15 protein-coding genes are annotated in these 21798 nt (G+C 74.4%); 8 read left to right on the forward strand and 7 right to left on the reverse strand.

Annotated elements, in window-relative coordinates:
* Nucleotides 1-244: 244 nt before the first annotated feature.
* The gene (locus tag FJK98_RS04985; RefSeq protein WP_145917979.1) at nt 245-5146 is read right to left on the reverse strand and encodes an SCO7613 C-terminal domain-containing membrane protein; all 4902 of its coding nucleotides are present in this window, start codon (nt 5144-5146) and stop codon (nt 245-247) included.
* Between the two features lie 155 nt (nt 5147-5301).
* The gene (locus FJK98_RS04990) at nt 5302-6729 is read right to left on the reverse strand and encodes a UDP-glucose/GDP-mannose dehydrogenase family protein (protein ID WP_145917980.1); all 1428 of its coding nucleotides are present in this window, start codon (nt 6727-6729) and stop codon (nt 5302-5304) included.
* A gap of 249 nt (nt 6730-6978) precedes the next feature.
* Between FJK98_RS04990 and FJK98_RS04995 the strand changes: the two genes are divergently transcribed.
* Nucleotides 6979-8142 (forward strand): acyl-CoA dehydrogenase family protein, encoded by a 1164-nt coding sequence (locus FJK98_RS04995; protein WP_145917981.1) that lies wholly within the window; start codon nt 6979-6981, stop codon nt 8140-8142.
* Between the two features lie 141 nt (nt 8143-8283).
* Here the strand turns inward: FJK98_RS04995 and FJK98_RS05000 are convergent, their stop codons facing one another.
* A complete protein-coding gene (locus tag FJK98_RS05000) occupies nt 8284-8955 on the reverse strand; it encodes a hypothetical protein (RefSeq protein ID WP_145917982.1) in 672 nt (223 codons plus the stop codon).
* 23 nt (nt 8956-8978) lie between these two features.
* On the opposite strand from FJK98_RS05000, the gene FJK98_RS05005 reads away from it, so the two are divergent.
* Nucleotides 8979-9494, forward strand: a complete 516-nt coding sequence (locus tag FJK98_RS05005) for an acyl-CoA thioesterase (protein ID WP_145917983.1) — start codon at nt 8979-8981, stop codon at nt 9492-9494.
* A 466-nt stretch (nt 9495-9960) separates the two neighbouring features.
* Nucleotides 9961-11934: an acetoacetate--CoA ligase gene (locus FJK98_RS05010; RefSeq protein WP_145917984.1), complete on the forward strand. Its 1974-nt coding sequence runs from the start codon at nt 9961-9963 to the stop codon at nt 11932-11934.
* A gap of 292 nt (nt 11935-12226) precedes the next feature.
* Here the strand turns inward: FJK98_RS05010 and FJK98_RS05015 are convergent, their stop codons facing one another.
* Nucleotides 12227-12922 (reverse strand): TIGR03089 family protein, encoded by a 696-nt coding sequence (locus FJK98_RS05015; RefSeq protein ID WP_145917985.1) that lies wholly within the window; start codon nt 12920-12922, stop codon nt 12227-12229.
* A 151-nt stretch (nt 12923-13073) separates the two neighbouring features.
* Here FJK98_RS05015 and FJK98_RS05020 point away from each other — a divergent pair, with 151 nt between their 5' ends.
* Entirely contained in the window at nt 13074-14219 is a 1146-nt protein-coding gene (locus tag FJK98_RS05020; protein WP_145917986.1) for a glycosyltransferase family 1 protein, read from the forward strand.
* Nucleotides 14220-14282: 63 nt separating this feature from the next.
* Nucleotides 14283-15374 carry a mannose-1-phosphate guanylyltransferase gene (locus FJK98_RS05025; RefSeq protein WP_145917987.1) on the forward strand — a complete coding sequence of 364 codons (1092 nt, stop codon included), beginning with the start codon at nt 14283-14285 and terminating at the stop codon, nt 15372-15374.
* Nucleotides 15375-15522: 148 nt separating this feature from the next.
* On the opposite strand, the gene FJK98_RS05030 is transcribed toward FJK98_RS05025, so the two are convergent.
* On the reverse strand, nt 15523-16155 hold the full coding sequence (locus FJK98_RS05030) for an NUDIX hydrolase (protein WP_145917988.1): 633 nt from the start codon (nt 16153-16155) through the stop codon (nt 15523-15525).
* Between the two features lie 39 nt (nt 16156-16194).
* Here FJK98_RS05030 and FJK98_RS05035 point away from each other — a divergent pair, with 39 nt between their 5' ends.
* Nucleotides 16195-17232, forward strand: a complete 1038-nt coding sequence (locus tag FJK98_RS05035) for a DUF4185 domain-containing protein (RefSeq protein WP_145917989.1) — start codon at nt 16195-16197, stop codon at nt 17230-17232.
* A 279-nt stretch (nt 17233-17511) separates the two neighbouring features.
* Nucleotides 17512-18513: a helix-turn-helix transcriptional regulator gene (locus FJK98_RS05040; RefSeq protein ID WP_145917990.1), complete on the forward strand. Its 1002-nt coding sequence runs from the start codon at nt 17512-17514 to the stop codon at nt 18511-18513.
* A 124-nt stretch (nt 18514-18637) separates the two neighbouring features.
* Here the strand turns inward: FJK98_RS05040 and FJK98_RS05045 are convergent, their stop codons facing one another.
* Together FJK98_RS05045 and cofD are read right to left on the reverse strand one after the other, a co-directional pair.
* Complete coding sequence (locus FJK98_RS05045) at nt 18638-19765, reverse strand: coenzyme F420-0:L-glutamate ligase (RefSeq protein ID WP_145917991.1); 1128 nt, start codon at nt 19763-19765, stop codon at nt 18638-18640.
* A complete protein-coding gene (gene cofD / locus FJK98_RS05050) occupies nt 19762-20709 on the reverse strand; it encodes a 2-phospho-L-lactate transferase (RefSeq protein WP_145917992.1) in 948 nt (315 codons plus the stop codon). The genes FJK98_RS05045 and cofD overlap by 4 nt, the downstream gene beginning before the upstream one ends.
* Before the next feature lie 99 nt (nt 20710-20808).
* Between cofD and FJK98_RS05055 the strand changes: the two genes are divergently transcribed.
* Nucleotides 20809-21675: a hypothetical protein gene (locus FJK98_RS05055; protein WP_145917993.1), complete on the forward strand. Its 867-nt coding sequence runs from the start codon at nt 20809-20811 to the stop codon at nt 21673-21675.
* Nucleotides 21676-21798: the final 123 nt, after the last annotated feature.

The raw sequence follows: 21798 nt of genomic DNA on the forward strand, positions 1-21798 counted from the left end.
CGGAGGCGGGCTGCCCGCGCAATGTGGCCGATGTTGCGGTATCCGACCCCGTCGTCACCGCAACGTCGCCCCAAGCGGGTCGATCACCGTGGCCCGCCCTGGGCCGTTCCGACCGGCACATGACCGCCCGGCCCGCGCCCGGCCGGGGTGCACCCGCCCACGATCACCCGGCCGGGAAGTGCACGTCCACGACCACCCGGCCCACTGAGCCCGACCACGTCCGACCCCGCCGTGACCCTCCGATTCATCTCATGGAGCGCAGGGCGGTCTGTAGCCGGTCCTGGGCGCGGCGGCGGCGTTCGTTGCTCGCCCCGAGCACCAGCAGCACCAGGCCGACCGGGATGAGCACCAGCCACGGGCCGAGGCTGAACAGGGCGTGCACCGCCGCGATCGCGGTCACCGCCGCGCCGACGATGACCGGGGCCTGCTGCCGGCTGGTCGAGCCGTACACCAGGACCGCGACCGCGCCGAGCAGCAGCAGCACCTGGCGCAGCATGCTGGAGTCGGTGGCCAGCACGATCGCCAGCGTCGGCACGAACGCCGCGATCAGCGCCGGGCCGTACGCCACCCAGCTCGACAGGTCGGGGCGGTCGCGTAGTTCGAGGATGCCGACCAGCAGGGCGAGCGCCGCGAACGGCAACGTGTACGCCTCGGGCAGCGCCACGTCGGCGACCAGCATCATGATCCACCAGGCGACGATCTCGCAGGCGACCACCGCCCAGAACAGGATCCGCCGTTCCACCGGTCGTCGCCCCGGTCGGATCGCGGCCACACCCAGCACGGCACCCCAGGCGGCGAGCAGGGCGGCGATGTGCCGGGGCGAGTCGAACGCCAACGCCAGGGCGATGAGCGCGGCGGCGTACCCGCTCCACTCGACCGTGGCGGCCTCCCGTTGCGCCTCGGGTCGCCGTAGCCGGGGCAGCGTCGCGGCGAAGACCTGCAACGCCGCGCCCACCGCGAGCACCCCGAACGCCGACCAGACGGCGGGGAAGCCGGCCACCAGACCGGCGGTGAGCACGAAGAGCTGCGCCATCAGCGAGGCGAACAGCCAGCCGAGGATGCGGGCCCGCCCGGTGGTGCCGAAGAGCGCGGCGACCACCCCGACGCCGACCGCGCCACCCAGGGTGAACAGGGTCAGCCCCTCGCTGGCGAGGCTGCCGGCGAGCCCCGCACCGCCACCGGCCAGCCCGATGACGAAGACCAGTACCCGGGCCAGCCGCAGCGACCGGGCCCGCTCGGCCAGCGGGGGCGGCGGGGTCAACGCGAGACCCAGCATCGAGATGGTGAAGACGGCGAGAGCGGCCAGGGCGTTCTGCGGCCACGCCATGCCCAGCGCGATCGGGGTGATCAGCAGCGTCACCGCGAGACCGGGCAGCACCACCGGCACCGCCCGGGACCGGCGGCCACCGGCCAGACCGATGGCGGCCAGCGCGGCGGTGCCGGTGAGCAGCAGCGCGGTGAGCACGTGCGTCGGGTCCACCAGTTCCGGTGGCGGGGTCCGCAGCTGCGGCGGCGGCCCCTGCCAGACGTGGGCGAGCATCCGGTGCGGCTCGACCAGCGCCACGAACAGCAGCGGCGCGAGGGACACCAGGGCCAGCACGGTGGGCACGGCCGCGGCGGCCAGCGCCCCGGCGGCCGGGTCGATCCGCCAGCGTCGCTGCGTACCGTCGTCAGGCAGCCGGCGCAGCGCACCGTCCAGCAGGACCGCCCAGCGGCGGGTCGGCTGGGCGGACCCGACCGGTGGCACGGTCGCCGCCCTGACCAGTTCGGCGAGGACGCCGAGCAGCGCCGCCGCGGCGGCGAACACCCCGGAGGGTAGGTCGACGAAGATGGCGGCGACGGCGCTGACGGTCGCCCCACCGGCGACCGCCGCGCTCGCGTACGGCAGATACTGCGGGACCTGCCGGCGGACGGCGGCCACCGCGGCGAGCCCGAAGCTGGACGCGGCCAGCGCGGCGGTCAGCACCACCTGTGCCCCGTGGCCGAACTCGGCGGCCAGCGCGGCCACCGCGCCGGGGAGCGCGAGCAGCGCGGCGGCCGTCGCCAGGCCACCGATCTGCACCAGGTGCGGCGGCATCCCCTCGGTCTCGACGTCCTCGACCAGCGAGGGGGCCAGGGAACGGGCCATCGCCGCGACGGTCAGGCCGATCAGCGCGATGCCGCCCAGGGCGAGCGCGGTGGTCCACGGGCGGACCAACCCGGCCCCGGCGGCGTGCAGCGCGACCACCCCGGCGACGGTGGCCCGGGACAGCCCGGCGCGGGGGTCGGCGGAGGCCACTGCGGCCGTGCCGAAGACGGTGGCGACGGTCAGCCCCACCAGGACGGGGGACCACCACGGCAGGTCGAAGGCGGCCGGGACGCCGACGGTGGCCAGCACCACGCCGATCCCTGCCACGTCGTACTTCCACGGGGTGGGGAGCAGGATCGCGGCGGCCAGCGCGAGCAGCGCCAGCGCGACGGGGGCCTGCCAGGTCGATCCGCCGGTCGGCGCGGCCGGCCAACCGGTGAGGTCGCCCGCCCAGATCGGACCCGGGGTGGCGAGCACGCCCACCCCGCCGCGCAGCGCCGACCAGCCGGCCAGCACCCCGATCAGGGCGGCGCCGACGGCGATGCCGAGCACCGGCCCGCGTCGCCACTCCTCGGGCATCGCCCGCGCGGCGACGGCGACCACCAGCACCAGCACGGCGGCGACCGCGAGCTGCCCGCCGGGCGAGATGACCGCCGTGATCCGGGCGAGGGTGGCGATCAGCGCCGTGGTGACGGCGGCGGCGGCCAGGTCGGCACCGTCGAACGCCAGATCCGACGGGCGACGCGCGTCGATCCGGCCGGCGAAGAGCAGCAGCAGGGTGGCGACCAGCACCAGCCCGCCGAGCCAGGCATCGGCGGCCGTGCGGCCCGGGGCGAAGAAGGCGGCCCCGATCACCGCCAGCGCGCCCAGCCCGGTGCCGACGGCGTGCGGCAGGCTCAGGTGCCGCTGCGACACCTGCATCACCGCCGCGTAGCCGAGGGTGACGCAGACGGCGAGGAAACCCGCCGCCAGGATCGGCACCGTCAGCTCCCGCTGCACCGCCGGGGTGAGCACCGGCCCGGACGGCTCGGTGGCCGCGACGAACGCGGCGACCGCGCCGGGCAGCGCGAACGCCGCGCCGCCGGCCGCCCAGCCGGAGAGGACGTCGGCGGCGGCCGGGGCGATCCGTACCCGGGGCGCGAGCGCCACCAGTACGCCCGCCAGCATCAACGTCGCCAGGGTGGCGGCGGTCAGCGCCGGTCGGCTCAACGCGGCACCGGCCCCGAGGAACCCGACCACGGTGGCGGCTCCGGCGTGCACCACGGCCGCCCGGGTGGTGTCGGCCCAGAGCCCGGCGACGCCGATCGCGACCGCCGCCAGCACCATCGGCCAGGGTGCCGCCGCCCAGCCCAGCCCCAGCGAGGCGGGCACCGCCAGCGCGGTCAGCCCCGCGCCGACCACCGCGAACTCGCGGCGGATCTCCGGCGGCAGGGCGAGCACCGCCGCGATGGTGAGCAGCAGGGCGCTGGCGGCGAGCTGCCCGGCGGCCGGGCCGGCCGCCGCCGCCACCTCGCCGGGGAACGCGGCCAGGTCGGCCCGCCAGGCGGGCAGCGCCGCCTCGACCGGTGCCAGCCCGGCCCGCAGGGCGCCGCCGGCCACCACCAGGCCGCTGACGGTCAGTGCCGCGGCGGAGGCGAGCTGCGGCCCCCGCCGGGCGGCTTCCGGTACGGCCCGCACGGCCAGCCCGGTCAGCGTGATGACCGCGGCGATCAGCAGCAGTGCCCGGCCCGGGAAGGCCACCGAGGCGATCCGGCCCAGCGCGCCGATCACGGCCAGGGTGAGGATGCCGGCGCCCACGTCGGGCAACGGTGGGCGGCGCAGCAGCAGGGTGCCGGCCAGGCCCACCGCCGCGGCGAGCAGCAGCGCCGCGCCGGCAGCGGTGGCCGCCGGTACGGTCTGCGCCCGCAGCAGGGCGGTGACCGCGTACGCCAGGGCGAGGGCCACCGCCACCCCGTGCAGCAGCCAGGTCATCTGGGGCAGCCACGGCACCGGCCGGGGGACGCCGCCCGGGGTGGCCGCCGTGCCGTCGAGCACCTCGCCCGACTCCTCGGGTGCCCCCTCCGGCCGGCCGTCCGGGGCGACCCGCTGCCGGGGTGGCCCGGTGGGCCGGTCGGCGGTGGACTCCGGCGGGGCCGGCCGTTCCCGCATGATGCCGGAGCGGACCAGCGCGAGGTCGAGCACGGCCACCACGGTGAGCACCACCGCCCAGCCGGTCGCGCCGCTGATCCAGCCGTAGACGAGCAGCGGCACCACGGGTTGGGCGGCCAGCACCGCCGCGAACCGGGGTGCCCGCAGGCCGGTGCCCAGGGCGTAGGCGAGGGCGACGCCGGTGGTCAGCGCGAAGATCACCCCGGAGAAGACGGCCCCGGACGCGCCGATCCGGTCGACCGCCCACAGCGCGTACCCGGCCAGCGGCACCAGCAGCAGGCCGACCGTGGCGATCGTCTCGGCGGTGGAGGTCAGCCCCCGCCGGGCCAGCACCGGCGGGGCGAGCAGCAGCAGGACGGTGGCGACCAGCAGGATGCCGAGCCGGGCGAGGGCGTCCATCGAGCTGGTCGCGACGGCGGCGAAGACCACTGCGGCGACGGCCAGCACCAGCGCGCCCAGCCCGAGCGGGATGTTCTGCACCTCACGGGAGGAGGCCTCGGCCGGGTGTTCCGGGTTGTCCGCGCCCAGCCAGGTGGCGGTCCGGTACGGCGGTGGGAGCGGTGGTTCGTCGGGGCCGGCCGGCCCGGCGGGGGCGCCCTGCCGGGGCACCCGGGGCGGTGCCCCGGTGGTGGCGGTGGGCGGTCGCCGGTCCGCCTTGCGGCGCAGCACCCGGCGCGGCCGGGTGGCCTGCTTGATGCGTTCCTCACCGGCGTGGGCGAGGATGTCCCGCTGGAAGAGGGCGGCCTGCATCTTGGCGGCGATCTGCCGCTGCTCCCGGGCGATCTCGGCGTCGCGGGCCTTCATCTCGGCGATGGAGCGTTCGATCTCGGCGAGGTGATCGCGCCACTGCGGTTGCTCGGCCCCGCAGTTGGGGCAGCGGGCCGCCGGCTTGATCTGCCGCCCGCACGAGGAGCACTGGAAGCTCTCCACGACATCCCTCCACCCGGCCGGACGCACTGTGGACGCCGCCCCCACGCAGCATGCCCTGCGCGGGCGTGGATTTCGACACCTGCCGCTCCGTTAGGGGTACAAAAAACGCGCCGGCGCGGGAGGACCACCTCCCGCGCCGGCGCGTCGCGGTGTCGTCAGGGGCGGCCCATGCCCCGGTACTCCCAGCCGGCCTGGGTCCACAGTGCCGCGTCGAGGCAGTTGCGGCCGTCGACGACGCGTCGGCCGGCGGCCAGCTCGCCGAGGGCCACCGGGTCGGCGTTGCGGAAGTCGGCCCACTCGGTGAGTACGCAGACCAGGTCGGCCCCGGAGACGGCGTCGTTCATGCTGGGCTCGTAGACCAGCTCGGGGGCGATTCGGCGGGCGTTCTCGGCGCCCTGCGGGTCGTACACGTGCACGTCGGCGCCGGCCTTGGCGAGCAGCGCGGCGACCGCGAGCGCCGGGGCGTCGCGGACGTCGTCGGTGTTGGGTTTGAAGGTCGCGCCGAGCACCGCGATCCGGGTGCCGGAGAAGTCCGGGCCGGCCGGGCCGGAGCGGCGGCCGAGCAGGTCGGAGGCGAGCTGGAGGACCCGGGTGCGGCGACGCAGGTTGATCAGGTCGACCTCGTGCAGGAAGCGCAGCGCCTCGCCGGCGCCCAGCTCCTGGGCGCGGGCCTGGAAGGCGCGGATGTCCTTGGGCAGGCACGCGCCGCCGAAGCCGAGGCCGGCCTGGAGGAACCGGTTGCCGATCCGGGGGTCGTAGCCGATGGCGCGGGCGAGCTGGGTGACGTCGCCGCCGCTGGCCTCGCAGACCTCGGCCATCGCGTTGATGAAGGAGATCTTGGTGGCCAGGAAGGCGTTCGCGGCGACCTTGACCAGTTCGGCGGTGGCGAAGTCGGTGACCACCAGCGGGACCTCGCGGTCCTCGGTGGCGGCCAGGTCGAAGACGCCCTTGTGGGCGGCGTAGAGCATGGCGTTGGCCCACTCGCTCTTGACGCCGACCACGATCCGGTTGGGGCGCAGCACGTCGTCGACGGCGAAGCCCTCCTGGAGGAACTCGGGGCTCCAGGCCACCTCGACGGCCAGGTCGGTCGGGGTGTGCTTGCCGACGAGCTGCTCCACCCACTCGGCGGTGCCGACCGGCACGGTGGACTTGCCGACGATCAGCGCCTTGCGGGTCAGCTGCTGGGCCAGGGCGGTCACCGACGCCTCGACGTACGACAGGTCGGCGCCCATGCCGTCGGCCCGCTGCGGGGTGCCGACGCAGATGAAGTGCACGTCGCCGAACTCGGCGGTCTCGGCGATGTCGGTCGAGAACCGCAGCCGGCCGGCGGCCAGGTTGCGCCGTAGCAGCTCGTCGAGGCCCGGTTCGTGGATCGGCACCTCGCCCGCGTTCAGCTTGGCGATCTTGTCGGCGTCGACGTCGAAGCCGAGCACCTCGTAGCCCAGCTCGGCGTAGCAGATGGCGTACGTCGCGCCGAGGTAGCCGGTACCCAGGAAGGTCACCCGGGGACGCGGCGCACCCGAGGGGGGCGTCACCGGGGAGATGGTCGGCGCCGGCTGGATGTTCGGGTACGGGATCGTCACGCCTGTCTTCTCCGCTCGCACTGGCGGCGCTTCACTGCGTCGCAATCGGCTGCGGCGCCTGGCCGGGCACCGATGGAAAACCTGTCGTTCGGTCAGCGTAGTTGTGCGCTGTCGACGCCTGCCCGGCACGATCCTACCGGCCGGTAACGTGGTGGGGGGCCACGATGGCTATCCTTCAGTCTGCGGCAGTCGGCGGCCTGAAGACGGCACACAGACTGCGCATGATAGCGGTGAAAGGGGAGGGCCGACATGGCCGCAGAACAGACGTTCGACGTCTACCGGTTGCCCGAGGAGCACGACGCGGTCCGCGAGGCGGTCCGCGAGGTCTGTGCCGCCAAGGTGGCCCCGTACGCGGCCGAGGCCGACGAGACCGGGGAGTTCCCCACCTCGTCGTACGACGCGCTGCGTGCCGCCGATTTCCACGCCCCGCACATCCCCGTCGAGTACGGCGGCGCGGGCGCGGACGCCCTGGCCACCGCGATCGTCATCGAGGAGGTGGCCCGCGCCTGCGCGTCGTCGTCGTTGATCCCGGCGGTGAACAAGCTGGGCACGATGCCGTTGCTGCTGGCGGGTTCGGAGGAGTTGAAGCAGCGCTATCTGACTCCGGTGGCGGCGGGTGAGGCGATGTTCTCGTACTGCCTGTCCGAGCCCGAGGCCGGCAGCGACGCGGCCTCGATGACCACCCGGGCGGTACGTGACGGGGACCACTGGGTCCTCAACGGCGTGAAACGGTGGATCACCAACGCCGGGGTGTCGCAGTTCTACACCGTGTTCGCGGTGACCGACCCGACCGCCCGGTCCCGGGGCATCTCCGCGTTCGTCGTCGAGAAGTCCGACCCCGGCGTCAGCTTCGGCGCACCCGAGAAGAAACTCGGCATCAAGGGCTCCCCCACCCGCGAGGTCTACCTCGACAACGTCCGTATCCCCGCCGACCGGATCATCGGCGAGCCCGGCACCGGCTTCGGCACCGCGATGCGCACCCTCGACCACACCCGCGTCACCATCGCCGCCCAGGCCATCGGCATCGCCCAGGGCGCCCTCGACTACGCCAAGGGCTACGTGCGGGAGCGCAAGCAGTTCGGCAAGGCCGTCGCCGAGTTCCAGGGCGTCCAGTTCATGCTCGCCGACATGGGCATGAAACTCGAAGCCGCCCGACAACTGACGTACGCCGCGGCCGGGAAGTCCGAACGCGGCGACGCCGACCTCACCTACTTCGGCGCCGCCGCCAAGTGCTTCGCCTCCGACGCCGCCATGGAGATCACCACCGACGCCGTCCAACTCCTCGGCGGCTACGGCTACACCCGTGACTACCCCGTCGAACGCATGATGCGCGACGCCAAGATCACCCAAATCTACGAAGGCACCAACCAGGTCCAACGCATCGTCATGGCCCGCCAACTCCTCAAGGACTGACCGGCTGTCCCATGGCCCTTCCGGTCCGGACGCCTGCTGCGCAACTGGTCGCGCCGGACGGAAGCCGGGCCGTCCTGACAGCGACCCTGCCTTGGTCATCGGGGCGCGGGTGGGCCGGTCGGGCCGGCCCACCCGGCGGCGTCAACGGTTGTCGGTGCTGTTCTCCGGCTTCGCCCCGTAGCGCGGCGGCGCGGACCACGGCGACTCGCTGCTGGTCCGCCGGGGCAGCGGCTCGGTGGGGGTGTCCAGATCGGGGTAGCCCAGGGTGAGCGGGGCGGTGTCCGGCTCGCTGCGGGCCGGTGGGGGCGGCGGCCAGTCGCTCGTGGCGAAACTGGGCGGTGGCGGGGTGTCGTCGTCGGCCGGGGCCGCTTCCACGCCGGTCGCCGGCTGCGGCCAGCGCCGCCACCGCTGGGCGCTGAACACGGCCATCAGCAGCAGCAGACCGATCAGGAACAGGGTGCCGTCCTGCACCGGCTGGCGCAGCGGCAGTGGATCGCCGAGCACCTTCCAGTCGCCGGGAATCCGGTCGAGCACGGTGAACGGTGCGATGAACATCCCGACGTACGGGGTGACCAGCAGCAGCCCGGCGACGAGCGGGCCGACCGGCGAGGTGCGCAGGGTGCCGACCAGGCCGAGCAGGATGCCGGCGACGCCGAGGTAGACGGCCGGCTCGATCAGGTTGGCCGTGCTGTACGTGCCGATCTCCACCCAGCGGTCCACGGTCCGGCCCGACCCGTCCTGCCCGAGAGTGATCAACACCCACGTGACGGGCGCCACCACCAACCCGGCGAGGAAGCTCCAGAGATGTCGCATTGGCGCACCGTACCGTTTCTGCCATGACCGAGCACCCCACCACCCCTGCCGGCAAGCCGACGTCGTACTCCCGGGTCACGCTGAGTCGCATCATGACCGCTGTCGATGTCAATCTGTACGGGACCGTGCACGGTGGGGTGTTGATGAAGTTCGTCGACGACGTGGCCGGAGCGGCGGCGGCCCGGCACAGCGGCGGTACGGCGGTGACCGCCTCGATCGACGAGATCGTCTTCTCCGAACCCGTCCGGGTGGGCGATCTCGTGCACGCCCACGCCCAGGTCAACTGGACCGGCAACACTTCGATGGAGGTGGGCGTGAAGGTGGTCGCCGAGCGGTGGGACTCGGCCGAGGACGAGCCGGTCCGGGTGGCCACCGCGTACCTGGTGTTCGTCGGGGTGGACGTGGGCGGCGCGCCCCGGGCGGTCCGTCCGGTGCTGCCGGAGACCGCCGAGGACGAGCGCCGCTACAAGGAGGCCGAGATCCGCCGCGCCCACCGCCTCGCCAAACGCCGCGCGATCCAAGCCCACCGCGCCTCCTGACCCCTCGCACTCCCACCCGCTCCCCGGCCCGACCCGTCCGCACTCTCGCCCGGCCCCACCCTCCTGCCCGGCCCCGCTTTCGCCCCGCCCTGCTCCGCCCCACCTCTCGCCCGCCCTGCCCGCTCTAGCCCCGGTGATCAAGAGGTTTACGTCAGTCTCCGAGGCGAGATTGACGCTAACTTCTTGATCACCGGGGTGTGGTGCGGTGATCAAGAGGTTTGCGTCAACTTCGGGCTGAAAGCTGACCGGAATCTCTTGATCACCGAGCCCTGCCCAGTCCAGCCCGACCTCGGCACGCGCCCGGGTCGGGGTCGGGCCCGGGGGCTGTGTGTGCAGGTGGGGACGGATTGTGTGCGCGGGGCACGTTTCCGTGTCGGGCCCCGGTGTGGATGATGGCGCTGCGAGGTAGGCAAGATGGCGGCATGGCCGGGCACAGTGCCGTGTGGGCCTCAGGGAGGGTGGAGCGGTGGGTGACGTGCTGTGGACGCCGCCGGCGGACGTACGCGAACGGTCCCGGATCGGGGGCTACCTGCGGTGGCTGCGGGAGCACCGGGGGCTGGACTTCGCCGACTACGACGCGCTGTGGCAGTGGTCGGTCACCGACCTGGACGCCTTCTGGCGTTCGATCTGGGACCACTTCGCGGTGGTGGCGCACACCCCGCCGACGGCGACCCTGGGCGACGCGGCGATGCCCGGCGCCACCTGGTTCCCCGGCGCGACGCTCAACTACGCCGAGAACGTGCTGCGGATGCCCGGCCGGGCCGACGACGACCCGGTGGTGGTCGCGCACTCCCAGACCCGCCCGCCGGTCACCCTGACCGCCGCCGAGCTGCGGGAGCAGGTCCGCCGGGTGGCGGCCGGGCTGCGTCGGCTCGGCGTCGTCGCCGGGGACCGGGTGGCCGCGTACGCGCCGAACGTCCCCGAGACGTACGTGCTCCTGCTGGCGACCAGCAGCCTGGGGGCGATCTTCTCGTCCTGCGCCCCGGAGTTCGGCACCCGTAGTGTCGTCGACCGCTGGCAGCAGATCGCCCCGAAGGTCCTGGTGGCCGTGGACGGCTACCGGTACGGCGACAAGCCGGTCGACCGGCGGGCCGAGGTTGCCGCCATCCGGGCCGCCCTGCCGTCACTGACCCACACCGTCCACGTGCCCTACCTCCACCCCGGCTCCGCCGACGTACCGCAGGGGGGCCTGAGCTGGGCCGAGCTGGCGGCGGAGACCGACGAGCCGCTGGCCTTCACCCCGGTCCCGTTCGACCACCCGCTCTACGTGCTCTACTCCTCGGGCACCACCGGCCTGCCGAAGCCGATCGTGCACGGCCACGGCGGCATCCTGCTGGAACATCTCAAGATGCTGGCCCTGCACCACGATCTCGGTCCGGCCGACCGGTTCTTCTGGTTCACCACCACCGGCTGGATGATGTGGAACTTCCTGGTCTCCGGGCCGGCCGTCGGGGCGACGATCGTGTTGTTCGACGGCAACCCCGGTCATCCCGACCTGGGTGCGCTGTGGCGGCTGGCCGAGGAGACCGGCACCACCTACTTCGGCACGTCCGCGCCGTTCCTGCTGGCCTGCCGCAAGGCCGGCCTGGTACCGGAGGACGTCGCCGACCTGTCCGCGCTGCGCGGGGTCGGTTCCACCGGCGCACCGCTGCCCGCCGAGGGTTTCACCTGGGTGTACGACACCGTCGGCACCGACCTTCAGCTCCAGTCGCTGTCCGGCGGGACGGATGTCTGCACCGGTTTCGTCGGCGGGGTGCCGCTGCTGCCGGTACATGCCGGGGAGATCACCTGCCGGGCGCTCGGCGCGAAGGTGGAGGCCCGCTCGGCCGACGGCACCCCGGTCCTCGGCGAACTGGGCGAGTTGGTGATCACCGCGCCGATGCCGAGCATGCCGGTGGGGTTCTGGAACGACCCGGACGGCAGCCGCTACGCCGAGGCGTACTTCGACGTCTATCCCGGGGTGTGGCGGCACGGCGACTGGATCACCATCAACGAGCGGGGCGGCTGCGTGATCACCGGCCGCTCCGACGCCACCCTCAACCGGGGCGGCGTACGGCTCGGCACGGCCGAGTTCTACTCGGTGGTCGAGGGCCTCGACGAGGTGGTCGACTCGGTCGTGGTGCACCTGGAGGACGACGAGGGCGGCGCGGGGGAGCTGCTGCTGTTCGTGGTGCTCGCCGAGGGCCTGGAACTCGACGACGCGCTGCGGAAGAAGATCGCCCGGGAGTTGCGTACGGCGCTGTCGCCCCGGCACATCCCCGACGAGATCCACCAGGTCAGGGCGGTCCCGCGCACCCTGTCGTCCAAGAAGCTGGAGGTGCCGGTCAAGAAGATCCTCACCGGCACCCCGGTCGAGTCGGCCGCCGCGAAGGGCGCCCTGGCCAACCCCGAATCCCTGACCGCCTTCGCCGCTTTCGCCCAGACCCGCCCCACCCCGTAACCCCACCCGCCGCCCTGCTCCCACCCCACCGGCCCTCGCCTGCCCCGGCGATCTCGCCTGCCCCGGTGATCAAGAGCTTTACGTCACCCCACCCGCTGTCCCTGCCCCAAACCTCTTGATCACCGCACCTCAGCCCCGCCGGTGCCCGGTGATCAAGAGGTTTGCGTCATCCCATCCACGAATGTTGACGTAAACCTCTTGATCACCGGGGCCAGCGCGGCCGGGGCGAGGCGGGGCCAGCGCGGGGCGGGGCCAGCGCGGGCGGGGCGGGGCCAGGCCGATCCAGCCAGCCTCACAGGCAGGGCAGGGTGTGGGTGGTGCGTTCGGTGTCGGCGCGGCCGGCGAGGCGGGACGGGTCGGCGTTGCCGGTCAGCACGACCGTCGCCCGGCGGAGCAGCGGGGCGAGCAGCCAGTCGCGCGGGTCGGGGTGGACCGCCGCGTCGACGAGCAGCCGGTCGCCGGGGGAGATGCCGAGGGCCGTCGCGCGGGCGTCCGCCTCGGCCAGCAGGTCCGCGTCGGCCGGACCACCCTGGGTGGACGGCGTGAAGTGGTCACCGTGGGTGCGTACCTCGACCACGTAGTCGGCGAACCCGGCGGGGACCTCGCGCAGCGGGGCGGCGAACGGGGCGAGCGCCAGCGCGTAGCGGTCGCCCGCCGGCCAGGCGTCCACCTCGGCCACCCGGTCGGCGGCGGCGAAGAGCACGTCCACGGCACCCGGCTCGTCACGCACCGTCAACCCGGCGGACCAGCAGCCGAGCAGCACCGCGGCGGTCTGCCAGTGCGGCGGCAGCAGCACCCCGGCCGGGTCGCCGGGGCTCAGCGCCAGCTCGTCGACGAGCAGGTTGGCGGTCTTGGCCACCCAGTTCGCCAGGGTCGCGCCGGAGAGTTCGGTGCGTTCGCCGGTGGCGTCGTCGTACCAGGTCAGCAGGGGGCGGGCGGGGTCGGCCGCGATCGCGGCGGCGAACACCCGGGCAATGTTGTCGGCCATCGGCGCGAACGATACGCCCCTGCCGTCCGTATCCGATGGCGATGACAAGTCGGCGTACGGTCGGGTCGGAGTCAGCGTCCGCGCCGCGCTCCGGCGTAGGCTTGCCCGGAGTGTTGTTCCCCACAGACCCGCCACTGCAAGGAGTCGCCCCGTGACCGCCGGTCGCCCGCCCCGCGTGCTCATCGACGCCACGAGTGTCCCCGCCGACCGAGGCGGCGTCGGTAGATACGTCGATGGCCTGCTCGGGGCCCTCGGCACAGTGTGCGGGGAGACTGTCGACCTGGTCGTGGTGAGCCTCCGCACCGACCTGGAGCGCTACGCCCGGATGCTGCCCGGGGCCGAGGTGATCCCCGCCCCGGCCGCCGTCGCCCACCGCCCGGCCCGGCTCGCCTGGGAGCAGACCGGCCTGCCGCTGCTCGCCCAGCAGGTTGGTGCCGAGGTGCTGCACTCGCCGTTCTACACCTGCCCGCTGCGTGCCGGCTGCCCGGTCACGGTGACCGTGCACGATGCGACGTTCTTCACCGAGCCGGAGCACTACGACAAGTCCCGTCGGACGTTCTTCCGCAGTGCGATCAAGACGTCGCTGCGCCGGGCCAACCGGGTGATCGTGCCGAGCAAGGCCACCCGCGACGAGTTGATCCGGCTGCTCGACGCCGACCCGACCCGGATCGACGTGGCCTACCACGGGGTCGACCAGCAGGCCTTCCACGCCCCGGGCGAGGAGGAGAAGGCCCGGGTGCGGGCCCGGCTCGGGCTCGGCGGCAGCAGCTACGTCGCCTTCCTCGGGGCCAAGGAGCCGCGCAAGAACGTACCCAACCTGATCCGGGGTTGGGCGCGGGCGGTGGCCGACCGGGAGGACCCGCCGGCCCTGGTGGTCGCCGGCGGCCAGGGGCACGACGACGACATCGACCGGGCGGTGGCCGAGGTCCCCTCGCACCTGCGGCTGCTGCGCCCCGGCTACCTGCGCTACGCCGACCTGCCCGGCTTCCTCGGCGGCGCGCTGGTCGCCGCCTACCCGTCGTACGGTGAGGGGTTCGGTCTGCCGATCCTGGAGGCGATGGCCTGCGCCGCGCCGGTGCTCACCACGCCCCGGTTGTCGCTGCCCGAGGTGGGCGGTGACGCGGTCGCCTACACCAGCGAGGACCCGGACCAGATCGCCACCGACCTGGCCGCCCTGCTCGACGACGAGCAGCGCCGGTTGTCGCTGGCCAAGGCGGGCTTCGACCGGGCCAAGGAGTTCACCTGGGCGTCCAGCGCCGAGGTGCACATCGCCGCGTGGAGCCGGGCCCGTTCCTGAGTGGTCGCTGACGGTACGGCCGAGCCGCCATCCGACCTGGGACGGTTCGGGCATGATGTGCTGATGCTCTACGCCGTCATCCCGGCGGGTGGCAGCGGCACGAGGTTGTGGCCGCTGTCCCGCGCGGGGCACCCCAAGTTCCTCCACCCGCTCACCGGCACCGACGCGTCGCTGCTCCAGGCGACCGTCGACCGGCTGACGCCGTTGACCACACCGGAGCGTGTCCTGGTGGTCACCGGCGTCGCCCACGCGGCGGCGGTGGCCCGGCAACTGCGCGGGGTGCCTGAGGAGAACATCCTGGTGGAGCCGTCCCCCCGGGACTCCTGCGCGGCGATCGCGTTGGCGGCGGCGGTGATCGCCCGGCGCGACGGGTCGGCGGTGATGGGTTCGTTCGCCGCCGACCACCTGATCCGGGACCCGGCCGCCTGGGTGCGGACCGTCCGGGCGGCGGTCCGGGGGGCCGAGCAGGGTCTGCTGATGACGGTGGGGATCACCCCGACCCGGGCCGAGACCGGCTACGGCTACCTGGAGACCGGGGAGCCGACCGGTGACGGCCCGCTGCGCCCGGTGACCGAGTTCAAGGAGAAGCCGGCCGCGCCGGTCGCCGAGGCGTACCTGCGTTCGGGTCGGCACCTGTGGAACGCCAGCATGTTCGTCTGGCGGGTGGACGTCTTCCTCGCCGAGCTGGCCCGCCAGCAGCCGGACCTGCACGCCGGGGTGACCGCGATCGCGGCGGCCTGGGGCGGCCCCGAGCAGGACGACGTCCTCGGCACGGTCTGGCCGACGCTGCCGAAGATCTCCGTCGACTACGCGGTGATGGAGGGCGCGGCCACCGCCGGCCGGGTCGCCACCGTGCCGGGCGACTTCGGCTGGAACGACGTCGGCGACTTCCACACCCTCGGCGAGGTGCTGCCGGCCGACCCGGACGGCAACGTGGTGCTGGGGGCCGACGCCAAGCCGGGGGTGCTGCTGCACGACGCCCACGACCTGGTGGTGGTGCCGCAGTCGGGTCGGCTGGTGGCCGCTCTCGGGGTCCGTGACCTGATCGTGGTGGACACCCCCGACGCGGTGCTGGTGTGCCCCCGTGACCGGGCGCAGGACGTCAAGGCCCTGGTGGACGAACTGAAGGCCCGGGGCGAGGACGGACTGGTCTGAACCACCTGACGGCCTGACCCCCGCCCGGCGGCGGTACGCTCCGACCGCCGGGCGGCCCGGCCCCAGGCGGGGGCCTGAGCGCGGTCGGCGGGCCGGGGACGCGCGCCGTCGGGCCGGAGCGTCGTCGGCGGGGAGCCGGTCGGCGCGGTCAGCGGGGCCGGCGCGCGTGGACGGCCAGGGCCGGCGCGACGAGCTTGGCGGTCCCGCCGGCGAGCGGCTCCGGCAGCCGGTCGGTCGGGAACCAGCCGAGCGCCTCCGACTCGTCGCTGACCTGCTCGACCGCGTCCGGCGGGGCGAAGACCGCGAACCGGACGTCGTGGTGCAGCGAACCGCCCTGGCAGCGCACCGGGTGGATGTCCACGTCGATCGGTACGGGGTCGATGACCAGCCCGGGAATGCCGGACTCCTCGGTGGCCTCGCGTAGCGCCGCCCCGGCCAGCGTCGCGTCGCCCGGTTCGCAGTGCCCGCCCAACTGCACCCAGCGGTGCAGCTTTCCGTGCAGGCAGAGCAGCACCCGCTCCCCGGCGGCGTCGAGGATCAGCGCGCTGGCGGTGAGGTGACCCGGCAGGTGGTGACGGGTCAGCGCGACCGGGCCGTCGGCGAGCAGGTCGAGGGTGCGGTCCCGGGCCCCGGCGGCGGCCGGCCCGGTCGGCGTCCACCCGGTCAGCACCGCCACCGCGTCCGCGTGCAGCGGCGCGTTCCCGCCGGCACCGCCCGGCCCGGCGGGGTGGGGTGGGGTGGTCGCGGCGGCCGGGGGAGGGGCGGGGAATGCGTCGGGCATTCCGACACTCTACGAGCGCGCGCTCCGTACCCTGGCGCGGTGAGCCTGAGACTTCTGGAGTTCGTGGTCGCCGGCAACGAGGCCAGCGATCTGTTGCCGGTCCACTCCCGGTCCCTGCTGCGGGCGCACGACGCCGTACGTGGCTTCTGGACGGTGCTCGACGAGGGGCCGGTGGAACACTGCCTGGCCCTGCTGCTGGAACGTACCGACGGCGAGTGGGTCGCCCACCACGTGCCGGCCGACGCCGGAGCCGAGAACGGCCGCACCGAGGACGGTGAGGCGCTGGCCGCCCACGACGGCTGGGTGTACGTCTTCGGGTCGCACTTCGGTTCCAAGGCCGGCCCGCTGCGCCCCCGCCGGGCGTTCGTGGCCCGCTTCCGCGAGGACGACGCGGCCACGGGGACGCTGCCGGTGCAGGTGGTCCGCAACCGGTTCCGGGTGCACCGGGCGGTCAACGACGCACTGGTGAAGGCGGCGTTCACCCCGTTGCCGCCGGGTGACCGGGTGCGCCGGCGGTTCATCGGGGAGACGGTGGCCCGGGGCACCGCACGGGCCAAGTCCTGGGTACGCCGGCTGGCCGACGACGACCTGCCGCTGAACGTGGAGGCGGCGGCGTTCACCCCGGAGGGGACGGTGCTGCTGGGGCTGCGCTTCCCGGTGACCGTGGACGGGGAACCGGTCCTGGTGGAGCTGGCCGGGGTGCCGGAGATGTTCACCCCGGGCGGCGGCTGGCCGCGTGCCGGTCGGGCGTACGTGCTGACCGGGGTGACCCCGCCCGGTGCGCTTGTCGGCTTCCGCGCGGTCACCCCGACCGCCGACGGCGGGTACGCGGCGGTGGTCGGCTCGATCGACGCGCTGGGCAAGGGATCGGTGCTGCTGGACGACCACCCCACGGGCGGCGAGGTCACCTCGCGGCACGTCCGGTTCCGCTGGGAGCCGACCGACGACGGCCGGATCGCCGGCGAGGTGGTGGCCGAGCTGGCGCCGTTCCGGCATGTCGAGGGGGTGGCCGAGAGGGACGGACGCCGCTTCTACGTGACCGACGAGGACCACCGGGTGGCGCTCTGGATCGGCTGACCCCACCCGCTACAGGGGCGGTGGGGCCCGGGTGACACCTCTGCGGAACCAGGGCCGCAGACCCTCGTAGTGCCTCCCGGGCGCCACCTTTCGCGGGCCCCGGCCCGCCCGACCGGCAGCGGGAAGAACCCCGCGTGTCGTACCGGGCAGTAGGAGCATGCCAACCGGCGGGACGGGCGTCGAGGTCTTTCAGTCCACGCTTAAAAGTGGAGATAAATGCCGCCCGGTACAGTTCAGTGGGTCGGCGGGCCTCCCCCTGCCCCGCCCCAGGAGCGCTCCATGCTGACCATCCACTTCTCCCGGGAGGACATCCTCCGGACCCGGGTCGCCCCCGCCGCCGACCCGGTCTGGGAGCTGGTCCTCAGCCTGCACCTGCTCCAGGGGCGGACCCGCGACCCGCTGATGGCGCGCTGGCGTCAGGGGGTCGCCGCCGGGTTGCGCCGGGACACCGCCGCCGACCAGTTCCGGCTGCTGTTCGCGCTGAACCCGCCCCGGGGCTACTTCCCCGACTTCCTCACCCCCTACCAGAGCCTCGACGGTTTCGAGGCGGGCCTGGACGCCGTCCGGTCCACCCCGACCGAGCTGCTGCGCCGCGACCTGAACCTGCTGGCCGAGGCGAACCCGCTGCCGTCGTCGGCCGCCGCGCTGGCCCGGGGTGAGCCGGAGGTGCTACGCCACCTGACCGAGTCGATGACGCAGTACCGGTCGGTGGCGATCGACCCGTACTGGGGGCGGATCAGGGCCGCCGTGGAGGCCGACCGCGCGGTCCGGGCCCGGGCGTTGCTCGACGGTGGCGCGGAGGGGCTGCTGGCGAGCCTGCGGCCGGGCATGCGCTGGGACTCCGGCGTACTCCAGGTCGTGGACTATCCGAATCGGCGGGAGTTGCACCTGGACGGCCGGGGGCTGCTGCTGGTGCCGTCGTTCTTCTGCGCGCGTACCCCGGTCGCGCTGCTCGATCCGGCGCTGCCGCCGGTGCTGGTCTACCCGGCCGACCGGCTCGGCGGGTTGGACCCGCCACCGGGGGAGGGCGGCCGGCCCGCCGGGGACGGCGGCCGGGAGGCGCTGGCGGCGCTGCTGGGCCGCACCCGGGCGGCGGTGCTCGAAGCCAGCGACGACGGCGCGACCACCGGCGAGGTGGCCCGCCGGCTGCACATCTCGGCCGCTGCGGCCAGCCAGCACACCGCCGTGCTACGCAACGCCGGGCTGCTGGTCAGCCGGCGGGACCGCAACACGGTCCTGCACACCCTGACCCCCCTCGGCCGGGCCATCCTCGACGCCTGACCGCCCCCCGGTCAGGCGGCCGGGCGGCCGGAAGGCTCAATGGTGCGGAAACTGCGGTATCCCGTGGAGCGGATACCGCAGTTTCGCCGACCGCGACCCGATCACCGCCGGCCGGGCCGGCTGGTCACAGGGCCAGGCAGGCGCTGGCGATGCTGCCGGTCGGCGGCGGCAGCAGGGTGGACGGGACGCCCTCGGCGGCCAGCGCGATCCGCAGCCGGTGCAGGTCGGCACCGAAGCGCACCAGGTCGGGCTGGTCGACCGGGGTGGGTGCCGCGCCGAGCACCAGCCCGGTCGCCCCGGCCGGCCAGCCGTCGACGGTCGCCGCGAGACCGTCGCGTACCTCGTCGTCGGTGACATGGGTGAAGGTGGTGCCGGGGGCGACCACCTCGGCCACCGCGGCGATCGCCCGGTCGACGGCCGCCGGGTCGACCGGTGCCTCGCCGGGGCCGTCGGCAAGCGTCGCGGCGGCGCGCAGCCCGGCCGCCATCGCCTCGGCGGTGCCGAGCGAGAACAGGTCCAGTGCGCTCTCCCGCACCAGGGCGGCGGCTCCGACCCCGTCGTCGACCAGCCGGACCGCCGCCGGCCCGGCACCGTCGGCGGGCGGGGACGGTTCCGGCAGGTAGCCGCGCACCACCGCCACCGGCACCTGGTCGCACTTGCCCTTGATCAGTTCGCCCGCGCCGGCCAGTTCGTCGACCACCGCCATCTGGGTCAGTTGCAGCTCGTTGCCGTACGGGTCGACCTCGCCCCGGTGGTCCCGGATGGCGGCCATCCCGGCGACCCCGAGCGCCACGTCGGTCAGCCCGTTGCGCCAGGGCCGGCCCATCGTGTCGCTGATGATCACCGCGACGTCGATCCGGTAGCGGTCCCGCAGGGCGGCGCGCAGCGCGCGGGCCGACGCGTCCGGGTCGACCGGGAGCAGCACCAGCCGGGTCTTGTCGACGTTCGACGCGTCGATCCCGGCGGAGGCCATCACGAAGCCGTGGTGGGTCTGCACGATCCGGGTCTGTCCCCGGGTCGCCACCACCCGGGCGGTCTCGGCGGCCAGCACCTCGTCCCGGGCGGCGAGCCGTTCCGGCCCGTCGGCCGGCACGTCCACCAGCCGGCCCTCCGCCTTCGACACGATCTTGCTGGTGACCACCAGCACGTCGCCGTCGCGCAGCCACGGCGCGGCCGTGCCGATCAGCACCGCCAGGTCGTCGCCCTCGGTCACGTCGCCGATGCCCGGCACCGGCAGGATCTCCAGTCTCACACCAGCTCCAGCGCGGCCCGGACCATCGCCGTGGTCGCCGCCTCGTCGGTCATCCGCAGCGGGACCGCGCGGACGGTCACCCCGGGCACCGTCACCCCGTCGTCCTCGGGCGCGACCAGCCAGCCGTCGAGCAGGCCGCCCTCGCTGCGCCCGCCGTAGAGCCGGCCCACCCCGGCCGCGCTGCACTCGACGTCGAGGACCTCCAGGCAGCGGTCGGCCATCCCGCGTACCGGCGCGCCGCCGATGATCGGGGACACCCCGACGACCGGGGCGGGGCCGGTGGCGACGGCGTCACGCAGCCCGGGGACCGCCAGCACCGGCGCGATGCTCACCACCGGGTTGCTCGGCGCGACCAGCACCACGTCGGCGGCGGCCAGCGCCTCGGTCACCCCGGGGGCCGGCTTGGCGCTGTCCGCGCCGACGAAGACGAACCGGTCGGTGGGCACGCCCGCCCGGTACCGGACCCACCACTCCTGGAAGTGGATGGCCCGCCGGTCGCCGTCCAGGTCGACCACCGCGTGCGTCTCCAGCCGGTCGTCGGTGGCCGGCAGCAGCCGTACGCCGGGCTGCCAGCGGGCGGCCAGCGCCTCGGTGACCTGCGACAGCGGATACCCCGTGTTGATCATGGTGGTGCGCACCAGGTGGGTGGCGACGTCCTTGTCACCGAGGTTGAACCAGCCGGGCTCGGCACCGTACGCCGCCAGCTCCTGCCGGATGGTCCAGCTCTCGCCGACCCGCCCCCACCCGCGTTCCGGGTCGGCGCCACCACCCAGGGTGTACAGGACGCTGTCCAGGTCGGGGCAGACCTTGAGGCCGTGCAGGTAGAGGTCGTCGCCGACGTTGACCACGGCGGTCACCTCGGCGCCCACCTCACGGGCGTACGCCCGGACGCCGAGCAGGAATCGGGCACCCCCGATTCCGCCGGTCAGAACCACGATGCGCATGTCGTCCATCCTCCCGTACGGGACGTGTCCCGCCGCCGGGCGGCCCGGGAGACTAGGCTCACGTCGGCCTCTGTCCGTTTCGCCCCCGAGGGAGAGTTCGTGACCAGCCCCGCCGAGCCCGCGTCGCACGACGCGTCGCAGGCCCGCCAGATCACCGCACCCCTGCGCGAACTCGCCGCGCTCGTCCTGCTCGGCGCGAACGCCGTGCTGCTCTTCGTCGGGTTCGTCCGGCTGCTCGTGCCGACGTCGGACTACAGCACCTTCTCGGGGCGGGCGGGGAGCGAGTTCTTCGCCTTCGTCGGCGTCGAGTCGACGGTGCTGCCGCTGCTGGCCGTGCTGCTGGTCACCCACCTCGCGCCGGTGTCCGGCCGGGCCCGGCAGTTCACCCAGCTCGCCATCGGCGAGTACGCCTTCGCCGCCCTGTTCGGCGTGTTGACCTTCCTGATCTGGCTGGTCGGCCGGCTGGCCGAGGCGGAGGTGCTGGACGCCCTGCTCGGCATGCTGACCCGGGCCGCCTGGTTCGCGCTGTTCGGGGTGGCCGCCTTCGTGGTCTACCGGATCTGGCGCACCCTCTACCACGTGCCGAAGCCGAAGCCGCAGCCCGGCGTCTACGGGCAGCCGCAGCCCGGCTGGCCGCAGCAGCAGGGCGGCTACCCGGGCGCCGGCTACCCGGGTCAGCCCGGTGCCGGGCAGTACGGCCAGCCCGGCTTCGCCCCGCCGCCGCAGTCGGCCCCGCCGTTCGGCACCCCGCAGTCCGCCCCGCCGTTCGGTGCCCCGCAGCCGGGCCCGTCGTTCGGTGCGCCGCAGTCCGGGCCGCCGGTGGTCCCGCCGTTCGGGCAGCCCCCGTCGGCCGACCCGACCCAGGCGATCCCGCGGCAGCCGGGCGAGCCGGCCACCGGTCCGGCGGACACCGACGGCGACCGCACCCGGACCTTCCGCAACGACGACCCGAACACCCCGCACTGAGCAACCCGGCCGGGTCGGTCGACGCGCCGCGGCGCGCTGTGCCGACCCGGCCGGCACAGCGCCGGGCGGGGAGATGTCACACCCGGCTCGCGTGCCTGCCGGATCGCCGCCGGAAGCGCCTAG

The sequence above is a fragment of the Micromonospora sp. HM134 genome (assembly GCF_007833915.1).
Lineage (GTDB): Bacteria > Actinomycetota > Actinomycetes > Mycobacteriales > Micromonosporaceae > Micromonospora > Micromonospora wenchangensis.